Consider the following 10,594-nt stretch of genomic DNA (forward strand, 5'->3'; position numbering starts at 1 on the left):
GACTCATCCCGAGTCGGTGTCTGTGGTCGTTATGCCATATCGGCGTGCATCACTTTAGCCCAGACATCAACAAAGTCTTGTACAAACTTCTCGCGGTTATCGTCCTGAGCATAAAATTCGGCGTAACTGCGCAACACGGAGTTAGAGCCGAATACCAGGTCGACGCGCGTTGCCGTCCACGCCACTTCGCCGCTGTTGCGGTCAATCAATTGATAAGTGTGCTCGTCCTTAGGCTGCCACTGGTATTGCATGTCGGTCAGCGTGACAAAAAAGTCGTTGCTCAATACTTCAGGCCGATCAGTAAATACACCATGTTGCGTGGCGCCATGATTGGTGTTGAGTACACGCATGCCACCCAGCAGTGCTGTCATCTGCGGGGCTGTGAGTCCCAGCAGCTGGGCCTTGTCCAGCATGAGCTCTTCCGGGTTCACCTGAGAGGGCGCTTTTAACCAGTTACGAAACGCATCATGCAGCGGCTCCAGGACGGCAAACGCCTCGATATCTGTCATCTCATCGGTGGCGTCGCCCCGCCCGGGTGTAAACGGCACCTGAATGTCAAAACCTGCCGCTTGTGCCGCCTGCTCAACAGCAAGGTTACCCGCCAGCACCAGCGTGTCAGCCAGACTGGCGTTGTGTTGCTGTGCGATGGGGGTGAGGGTAGCCAGCACTTTACTTAGTCGAGCAGGTTCGTTGCCGGGCCAGTCCTTTTGCGGCGCCAGGCGAATACGCGCGCCGTTGGCGCCACCACGTCGGTCTGAGCCGCGAAATGTTCGTGCGCTGTCCCAGGCCGTTGCAACGCGTTCTGCAATACTCAGGTTGCAGGCTGCGATGGCTTGCCTGAGTGCCTGAAGGTCATAACTGGTATTACCGGTCGGAACCGGATCTTGCCAGAGACTGGTTTCTTTTGGCACATCTGGCCCTATGTAACGTGACACCGGACCCATATCGCGGTGCGTGAGTTTGAACCAGGCTTTTGCGAACACCCTGGAGAAATAATCCGGATCATCGTAAAAACGCTGCGAAATTTTACGGTACACCGGGTCTACTCTCATCGCCATATCGGCATCAGTCATGATCGGGCTGTGGCGGTGTTGTGAGTCGACAACATCCGGGTACTTATCTTCTTCTTTCACATTGATGGGTTGCCACTGCCAGGCACCTGCCGGGCTCTTTTTAAGTTCCCACTCATAGTTAAGCAACAAATGGAAGTAGCCGTTGTCCCAGCGGGTCGGCTGGCTTGTCCAGGCACCTTCCAGTCCACTGGTCACGGCATGTTTACCAGTGGCGCCGTCTTTGAGCCAGCCAAACCCCTGTGCTTCCAGATTAGCCCCTTCAGGCTCGGGACCGAGCGCCTCAGCATTGCCATTACCATGGCATTTGCCAACCGTGTGTCCGCCTGCGGTCAGTGCAACCGTCTCTTCATCATTCATTGCCATACGGGCAAATGTTGTGCGCACATCTTCGGCCGTTTTTTGCGGATCGGGCTGGCCGTCCACCCCTTCCGGGTTGACATAGATCAGGCCCATCATTACGGCGGCCAGCGGATTGTGCAACTCCCGTTCATCGTGATAGCGGCTGTTGTCGCCGTCGCTGGTGGCCAGCCATTCAGATTCCGGGCCCCAGTAAATATCTTTCTCCGGATGCCAGATGTCTTCGCGGCCAAACGCAAACCCATAGGTTTTTAACCCCATGGACTCATACGCTATGGTACCGGCATAGGCGATTAGGTCTGCCCAGCTCAATTGGTTACCGTATTTTTGTTTAATAGGCCAAAGCAGACGGCGCGCTTTATCGAGGTTGGTATTATCAGGCCAGGAGTTAAGGGGCGCAAATCTCAGGTTTCCGGTGCTGGCACCGCCTCGGCCATCGGCAATTCGATACGTACCTGCGGCATGCCAGGTCATGCGGATCATCAGTCCACCGTAATGTCCCCAGTCTGCTGGCCACCAGGGCTGGCTGTCGGTCATCAGCGCATGCAGGTCATGTTTCAGGGCATCGAAATCGAGCTGTTTTACCGCTTCGCGATAGCAAAAATCCTGGCCCATTGGATTGGTTTTGCTGTCGTGTTGATGCAGTATGTCGAGGTTGAGTGCTTTGGGCCACCATTTCGGCTGTGCCATTTGCTCTGTTGTGGGACTGTTATGTAGTATCGGACAGGTGCCAGGGTGGTCGTTTGCTTGCATTGCTGTGTCTCCATTCAATTCACGGTGTGTTGGACTGCACTGATTATTTACGGCTGTTATCAGGCGACGGGCTACAAATTATAGTCAAAACATGATTAAGTTGAGTGAATTTCATACGCGAGTTCCGATAGTTAAGATCACAAAGCCTGATCCTATCAATGCAATTACTCAAGTGCGCCTGCACGCCAAACAGGAGAGAAAATGATAAGAATAATGACACAAAACGACTTTCAACGTTTCTGGCCAACCTTTAAAGCGGTGATTGAACAACAAGAGACCTATGCTTTTGACCCCGACATGTCACAGCAGGCGGCCTATACACTGTGGTGCGAAAAAGTAGACTGTGCCTATGTCATGGTCGAAGAAGACGAGATCCTTGGAAGCTATTATTTAAAAGCCAATGCGATGGGCCCGAGCGATCATATTTGCAATTGTGGCTATATGGTCACAACTCAGGCAAGAGGTAAAGGGGTTGCGCGCGCCTTGTGTGAGCATTCGCAAAATGAGGCAAAGGCACGGGGCTACCTTGCTATGCAGTTTAACTCTGTGGTTGCCAGTAATCAGGTCGCGGTGCAGCTGTGGCAAAGGTTGGGGTATCAAATAATCGGAACAATTCCAAAGGCTTATCGTCATCCTCGCTTGGGTTTCATCGATAGCCATATTATGTATAAATGGCTCGACTAAAAATAAGAATGTTATTTCATATCAATACTATAGGCTATAAAGAGGCATTGACATCGCCTCCTGGCCAGCCTATATTGCTGGCAATTTAATTAACCGTGAGAAGGTAAGTTGCGTTTACTACAGGGTCTGCTCAGCATAATTATGATGTTACTGATTGGCGTTCAATCGGTGACTGCTGCTGTCGATCCCGGCAACTTTCATCAACCTGATCAGGCACACCTGCAAACTAAGCACGTTCATGATGACAACTATTCTGCCTCGGACAGGCTTATTTTTGATGAGCAGGGACATGTGATCTCAGACTGTCACCACTGTGGCCATTGTAGTGGCAGTCATACTATTTGGATGTCAGCCAGGCTTGCTATGGTGTCCGGCCTTATCAATTCCGGCCCAGCCTTTTTACCCGGCGACACTCAGGTTCGCCGACGGATTGAATCTCAGTTTAAACCTCCCATCGCTTAACTCTGTTTCTCTCTGATCGTATTCAGATCAGCCATATTTTTTGTCGTTTGACGGATTGCTTCCGTGTGTCTGTTGCTATGTGACAACAGGGCGGTGCAATGAGTCAGTCTCCTTTTGCCTGCAACAGACAGGCTGTGGCTTGCAGACAGTTCAGATGTGTGACAAGCCACGAGTTAAGAGGTTTAGATAACCATGAACAAACGTATTTTTAGCTGTGCAGCTGGATTACTACTGATATCACTGAGGGTTAATGCGGGTTTAAGTGCCGACCAAGATCACAACCATGGCGAACAACACCGGCCTGCCGGCGCTGCTCATGCTGCGCAGCCTCATCCACAAAGTGTGATGCTTAATCAGGCCCAACAAGCAAAGATCAATCTAAAGCTGGAGACAATCCAGCCAGCGTATGAACACATTCCACTTTATGCACCGGGCGAACTCAAAGCTAACAGTTACACCAGCTATGTGGTAACGCCGCGGATTGATTCTGTCATTGAGCGCCGTCACGCCGTGTTGGGTCAGATAGTTGAACCGGGCGATAAGCTGGTTACCTTGTTTAGCCAGGATATGGCGCAGGCGCAGGCTGATTATCTCATTGCTGCCAGCCAGTGGCAGCGGTTCGCAAAATTAACCGATACGAGCCTGAGCGAAAATCAGCAGGTTGAAGCCAAAGCCCGGTATAAGGCAACACTGGGTAAGTTATTGGCAATGGGGATGAGCCAGTCTGATGTCAGCCAGTTACAAGAGACTCAGTCGCTGGGCATATACACTTTGACAGCCCAGCGTAGCGGGATAGTTCTGGCGGATAATTTTGCCCAGGGCCAGCGCTTTGAGCCCGGGGAGGCGATTATGAAACTCGCCGATGAATCGTCCCTGTGGGTCGAAGTCAGGCTGGCTGCTACACAGCAAAGCCCGATTGATACCAGCACACCCGTTGAGATAGAACATAACCTTCGGCGTTATCCGGCAAAGGTGATCCAGCAGGGGCATACACTGGATCCACTGACGCGTACCCGGGTTGTTCGCCTGGAGGTTGACAATCCGGACGACACCTTACATGAGGGGATGTTCGTTAGTGCGTATTTTATGTTTAACACAGCAAGTCCGGTTATCGCTGTGCCTGAATCAGCCTTGGTGCGCGGCGCCGAGGGCCAGTGGCAGGTGTTTGTGGAACATGAGGCGGGTGAGTTTATTGCCACACCTGTGCTGCGCAACAAGCAGCTAGGAGATAAGGTCATTATTGAGCCTGTATCGTCCTCGCAGATGATTGAAGCTGGCGCCAGAGTGGTTGTTGACGGGGCATTCTTTGTTGCTTCCGAATTGGCCAAAAGTGGCTTTGATCCACACAACCACTGAGGGCGCGAAAGATGCTAAATAAACTCATTCAAGGTGCAATTGCATACCGTGCTCTGGTGTTACTGCTGGCGCTTATGACTCTGACGGCGGCATTATGGCAAATACCTCGCCTGGATCTGGATGCTTTTCCGGATGTGACCAATATTCAGGTTGCTGTTAATACTGAAGCGCCTGGGTTGGCAGCGCAGGAAGTGGAGCAATTGATCACTTATCCCATTGAAGCTGTGATGTATGCGCTACCGGATGTTGAGCAGGTGCGCTCAGTGTCGAAAACCGGATTATCAGGGGTGACCGTGGTGTTTAAGGAAGGCACAGATATTTACTTTGCCCGACAGCTGGTGTTTGAGCGGCTCCAGGCCGCCCGTTCACTGATCCCGGATTCCGTTGGAACACCGGATATGGGCCCCAATACCTCCGGGCTGGGTCAGGTCTATCAATATCTGCTGGTAGCAGAGCCCGGCTCGGATTTTGACGAGATGGCGCTGCGAAGCCTTAATGATTGGGTGGTTAAACGTTTGCTGATGCCGGTAGAAGGGGTGACCGATGTGCTGTCATTTGGTGGGCAGGTTAAGCAATATCAGGTGGATGTAGATCCTGCACGTTTACTGGCCTACGAACTCACCCAGGCGCAGGTTCAGCAAGCTCTGATGGATAATAACCGTAATGCTGGTGGCTGGTATCTTGAGCGGGGTCAGGAGCAACAGGTGATCCGAGGGGTTGGCTGGTTTGCAAGTGGTGAAGCGGGCCTGGCGCAAATTCGTCAGGTGCCTGTCAAGACAGATAACGGCACAGTAGTGCGGGTGAGTGATGTTGCACAGGTTAAACTGGGAGGAGAGATCCGCCAGGGGGCTGTGACCATGACCCGACGAGATAACGCCGGTAAACAGCAGCCGATGGGGGAGGTTGTCAGTGGTATTGTACTCAAACGTTTGGGTGCTAACACCAAAGCGACCATTGACGGGATCAACAACAAAGTGACTCAGATTAACCGGGCCTTGCCGAAGGGGGTTAAATTTGTGCCGTTTTACGATCAAAGCATGCTGATCGACAAGGCCGTGAGCACAGTCGCCCAAGCGCTATTGCTGGCATTCGTGTTTATTGCCGTGGTGCTGGTCTTGTTCTTACTTAATCTGAGTGCGGCAATACTGGTTATACTCTCGGTACCTGCGGCCATCATTCTGGCTTTGGGGCTGATGTCTGTGATGGGCATGTCGGCCAATTTAATGTCACTCGGTGGGTTGGCGGTAGCCATAGGTATGCTGGTCGATGGCTCCGTGGTTATGGTTGAGCGTATCTTGCAACGACACGCTCAGTCGTCGACATCACCCGGTAGTGCCGTCAGAGCGTTTCATGAGTTGGTGAGCTTAGCTGCAAAGGATGTTGCCCGGCCTATCTTCTTTGCCTCTGCAATTATCCTGCTGGTTTTTTTGCCCTTATTTTCATTCGAGGGTGTTGAGGCCAAGCTGTTTGTGCCCATGGCAACCAGCATTATGCTGGCCATGGTGTGCGCCGTGGTCATTGCCTTGCTGGTCGTGCCGCCCTTGGCCTGCTACTTGCTGAAAAGCCGCAAACCAGCGCGGCGCAATACGGTATTAGATAAGGTCGAAGCGTATTATCGTCAAGTACTGCAACAGGCGCAGCGCTACAGCAAAGCACTCCTTAGTGCAATCTCGGTGCTTTTTATGTTCGCGGTATACACGCTGACGCAAATTGGCACTGAGTTTGTTCCGGAGCTGGAAGAAGGAACCCTGAATTTGCGGGTAACGCTGGCACCTTCTGCCAGTCTGGACACGGCCTTATCGGTTGCACCTAAACTGGAACAAACGTTATTGGAATTTGAAGAAGTTACTTATGCATTGAGCCGTATTGGCCGCCCTGAGCTGGGGGGCGATCCTGAGCCGGTGAGTAATATCGAAATCTACATTGGGCTACGGCCTGTTGAACAGTGGAAAAATGCCCATACACGCGCCGCCTTGCAAGAAAAAATGGCAGCGGCGCTTGCGGTTCATCCGGGTTTACTTTTTAACTTTTCTCAGCCGATAGCAACGCGTGTTGATGAGCTACTGTCAGGCGTTAAAGCTCAGCTTGCCATTAAATTATTCGGACCCGATTTGGCGGTGTTGATGCAAAAAGGGGAAGAACTTGAGCATCTGGTAAAGGCAGTATCGGGCACCACGGATGTGGCATTGGAGCAGTTAAGCGGAGAGGCACAACTGGTGATCACACCGAACAGGCAGGCGTTGTCGCGTTTCGGGCTCTCCGTTAATGATGTAATGGAGCTGGTTAGCAGTGGTTTAGGGGGCAGTGCGGCAGGCCAGGTAGTCAATGGCAATGAAAGGTATGACATTTACGTCAGGCTGGCTGAACCGGCCAGGCGCAACCCCGCTGCAATTGAATCTCTCAGGCTGTTGTCACCCACTGGTGCCTGGGTCAGCTTAAAAGAAGTGGCAAACGTTGAGTTTGCCGCAGGTCCGGTACAGATCCGTCGTGATGACGTGCAGCGCAGAATTGTTGTGCAAGCCAATGTCTCTGACAGAGATATGGGCAGTGTTGTTACGGATATTAAAGCGAAGATTGACAGCGCATTACCACTGCCGCCGGGCTACAGCATTGAATTTGGGGGGCAGTTTGAAAGCCAGCAGCGTGCCCAAAAGCGATTAGCACTGGTCGTGCCTTGTGCCCTGTTGCTGATGGCTTTGCTGCTGTTCGTGACCTTTAATTCGGTGGGCCAGGCGGCCCTGGTTATGCTGAGCATTCCCCTGGGGGTTATTGGAGGCATCTTTTCTTTATACCTGTCCGGGCAATATTTATCAGTTCCGGCGTCTGTAGGATTTATTACTTTATTTGGTGTTGCTGTGTTAAACGCGGTGGTACTGGTAGAGAGTATTAATCAGCGCATCGCCGCAGGAGAGGACAGAGCGACGGCAATTCAAGAAGGTGCCGCTTCAAGGTTGCGCCCGGTATTGATGACTGCGCTTACCTCCGCACTGGGACTCATGCCAATTTTGTTATCAGCGGGCGTGGGTGCAGAGGTTCAGAAACCCTTAGCCAGTGTGGTTGTCGGTGGTTTGTTTACTTCAACTTTACTGACTTTGTTCGTACTGCCCGTCTTATTTGAACGTTTCAGTGCTACAAACATAAAGAAGGACATCAATTAGTCGCGATGATAATCACAAAGCCGATCTGAGGGTCGGCTTTGTCCTCTGATATTTTAACCCGACGCTTTTTTATTCAGCAAATAGACCGCGCACAAAGCGCAAGCACCACCCACTGCAACCCCCAGGCTGAGTCGCTCACCAAAGTACCAGGCCGACAATCCCATCGCGGTAACCGGCACGACGAAGACAAAAGAACTAGAGCGGTTGGGGCCAAGCTTTTGCGTTGCCAAAAAGAACACGCTGGTGGCAATACTCACCACGACAATCGATAAAAAGAGTAAATGGTGCCAGTAATACGCGGGATACTGTGCGGCACTGGTGAACGGAGCGTGCTTGTACGCAAACCCGTAACTTATTAATGAGGCCCAAAAATACATGAGTGTGCTGAAGGTAATGAAATCCGCATAGCGGGTGCCACGTTGGCTGATTAACGTCAGAAAGGCCCAGGTCAGCGCAGCAAGAATAAAGTACAGGTTACCCGCAGCTAATATTTGTTCGAGATTGAAATGCCACACCTCAATCATCAGCAGTCCGCCGCCCAAACCCAATGCAAGTCCAACGCCCTGACGCCGGTTAATGGCTTGGCCCAGTAAAACGGCACTCAGAATAAAGGTAAACACTGGATTTGAGGTCGTGACCAGCATACCGCCCTTGCCAGGGAGTCCGTCGGCCAGCCCGAGAAAAAACAACTCATTGTATACTGCCAGCAAAATGCCGGCGGGCAATGACCAGGCTAGCGCACGTCTATCATATCTCAGGTTCAGTAGCTTGAGCCTGTTCATTAACCACATAATCGGGAGCATGCTGATAGCAGCCAGAAACAATCGATAGAATACGGTGACCTGAGCCGGAGCCACGTCGGCGATTATTTTTCCGGAGATCCAGCTCATGCCCCAAACAAGCATGGCACAGATCAGCGCAAGTAAGATAGGGGAGTCGTTAGGCTGGTCTTGGCACGTTGTGGTCGACATGATAGTCCTTTCGATTTTAGTCGTTCTTTCGGATTCGCTAGCGTAGCAAATTTAGCTAAAAATGGGGCGATAAATTATAAACATTTGTCTACCTTTCTGAGCTTAAAGGTTTTAATTATCTAATTCTTAAATTCAGAAAACCTTAAGTTGTGAAATTTCCTGGCAAGACTAAGGTTGGCGATATGGTTGTCACTTGTGGCAGCCGGTATCAACACACTCTTCACAAGGGAGCCAACTATGGTGACATACATTCGACTTATGACACTCATTTATATTTTGGGGACAGGGTACAGCTATGCAAATACAGACAGCGAGGAGCAAGCCATAGAATATGCTGCTAAGAGCTATCTGATAGCGCAGATAAAAGTCAGGCCAGAATTAATGGATCAGGTCACAGATGATGAACTGATAAAACGGACTTACTGGCAGGATAAGGCTGGGCAGGAGTTTATTATGGCTATGGACAAAAGCGGGCTGGTGAAACTTGCTGCGCAATACAACCTGTCGGGCGATCGCTTTGTAAAGCAGCCGAAGGTCGAAGTGAAAATACTGGATATAGACGGACGTATTGCCACAGTTAAACTGGTTGCGGATGACTGGATTGACTATATGCATCTATATAAGGCCAAGTCGGGTAACTGGCAGATCCTCAATGTGTTATGGCAGTTTAATCAGCTCCAGCGGCATGCCAGTAACTAGTGTGGAATTGGGGTACGCACTGTAATGGCCCGTAATTGCTTTTATCTGTCAGAAATCTATAGTTTGCACATAGATTATTCAGTCAGAGAATGCCGCCGTGATTACAAATATTGCCGTTACATACGAAAACAAAACTTCAAAGCCAATTTTTGCATTTCTATGTCAAAAAGGAGAGATCAAAGCGCTTACTCTGACGCAGATCTTTCCGGGTTCTTCCTATAAGCTGTCAGCTGAATTTGAGGACCTCCAAGAACTGGAAGTTGGTTTTGGTGACTCCTGGTCTAATCCTAAACTGGTTATGCCATTAAGTGCAATGACAGGTTGTAATGAGTTTCAGGTGTGTCTTGATGACAACAATATGATGGAAGTAGAACAGTCCGGTGTTTCAGCAAAAAAGCACAAGCGATACTTTTATGATGCGGTTTGTTAGTAGAGCGCATTTCAAAAGAAACTGGCCGATGTCGTTAAGAAGTCTTCGATAGTGATCCACACTTCTGTGTTTTTCGACATACCCCCTCCCTCTATGGTCACTGCTAGTACCGTGAATTAACTGCTGGGCAGATCTACATACCGTTTTTGAACTCATCTCGAATATAATTTAACCTGGGCTTTAGTGGGAAATATCCAGTTTGGTATGATTTTTATTCGAACGCGCCGTTTTTCTCACTTTTCTTCAAAAAAGGGGTTGCGCTGGGTTTCGATTTCCCTATAATGCGCATCCACCGACACGGGGCACAACGCTGAAAAGCAACGCGCCAAGTGACGGGAAAGCCAAACGGAAAGCTTAATTAAGAAAAATTAAATTTTCTAGTTGACTTTAAAAGTGAAGCGGTTAATATGACGCCCCACTTCGCAGCAAGGCTGCGGTAACTAACCAGGGTTAGTTACACTGTTCTTTAAAAATATGAAGCAATCATCTGTGTGGGCACTCGTACAGATTGAGTTCTAACAGCGAATTTCAGTTTTACTGAATGATGCACAAAAATTTAGAGTCTCAACTGAACTGAGTGACTAACATAGTCAATTCGTTTTGATTTTACTTTTTTGAAAAGTAGAAACAGACAAAATCAGAATTCATTGA

General features: G+C 50.1%; 8 protein-coding genes. 6 read left to right on the forward strand and 2 right to left on the reverse strand.

Annotation, left to right across the window (positions count from 1 at the left end; genetic code table 11):
- Positions 1-29: 29 nt before the first annotated feature.
- Positions 30-2,183, reverse strand: a complete 2,154-nt coding sequence (katG, locus tag MHN33_RS18340; protein ID WP_275442878.1) for a catalase/peroxidase HPI — start codon at positions 2,181-2,183, stop codon at positions 30-32.
- A gap of 201 nt (positions 2,184-2,384) precedes the next feature.
- Between katG and MHN33_RS18345 the strand changes: the two genes are divergently transcribed.
- The 4 genes from MHN33_RS18345 to MHN33_RS18360 all read left to right on the forward strand — a co-directional run bounded on the left by MHN33_RS18345 (position 2,385) and on the right by MHN33_RS18360 (position 7,843).
- Positions 2,385-2,867, forward strand: a complete 483-nt coding sequence (locus MHN33_RS18345; protein WP_239400072.1) for a GNAT family N-acetyltransferase — start codon at positions 2,385-2,387, stop codon at positions 2,865-2,867.
- Between the two features lie 141 nt (positions 2,868-3,008).
- A complete protein-coding gene (locus MHN33_RS18350) occupies positions 3,009-3,329 on the forward strand; it encodes a hypothetical protein (protein WP_239400074.1) in 321 nt (106 codons plus the stop codon).
- 192 nt (positions 3,330-3,521) lie between these two features.
- A complete protein-coding gene (locus MHN33_RS18355) occupies positions 3,522-4,685 on the forward strand; it encodes an efflux RND transporter periplasmic adaptor subunit (RefSeq protein ID WP_239400076.1) in 1,164 nt (387 codons plus the stop codon).
- An 11-nt stretch (positions 4,686-4,696) separates the two neighbouring features.
- Positions 4,697-7,843, forward strand: coding sequence for a CusA/CzcA family heavy metal efflux RND transporter (locus MHN33_RS18360; RefSeq protein ID WP_239400078.1), 3,147 nt, complete (start codon positions 4,697-4,699; stop codon positions 7,841-7,843).
- Between the two features lie 53 nt (positions 7,844-7,896).
- Here the strand turns inward: MHN33_RS18360 and MHN33_RS18365 are convergent, their stop codons facing one another.
- Positions 7,897-8,814: a DMT family transporter gene (locus tag MHN33_RS18365; RefSeq protein WP_239400080.1), complete on the reverse strand. Its 918-nt coding sequence runs from the start codon at positions 8,812-8,814 to the stop codon at positions 7,897-7,899.
- A gap of 237 nt (positions 8,815-9,051) precedes the next feature.
- Here MHN33_RS18365 and MHN33_RS18370 point away from each other — a divergent pair, with 237 nt between their 5' ends.
- Complete coding sequence (locus MHN33_RS18370; RefSeq protein ID WP_239400082.1) at positions 9,052-9,513, forward strand: nuclear transport factor 2 family protein; 462 nt, start codon at positions 9,052-9,054, stop codon at positions 9,511-9,513.
- Positions 9,514-9,610: 97 nt separating this feature from the next.
- Positions 9,611-9,943 (forward strand): hypothetical protein, encoded by a 333-nt coding sequence (locus MHN33_RS18375; RefSeq protein ID WP_239400084.1) that lies wholly within the window; start codon positions 9,611-9,613, stop codon positions 9,941-9,943.
- The last annotated feature ends 651 nt before the right edge of the window (positions 9,944-10,594 follow it).

The organism is Pseudoalteromonas sp. OOF1S-7, assembly GCF_022347765.1.
Lineage (GTDB): Bacteria > Pseudomonadota > Gammaproteobacteria > Enterobacterales > Alteromonadaceae > Pseudoalteromonas.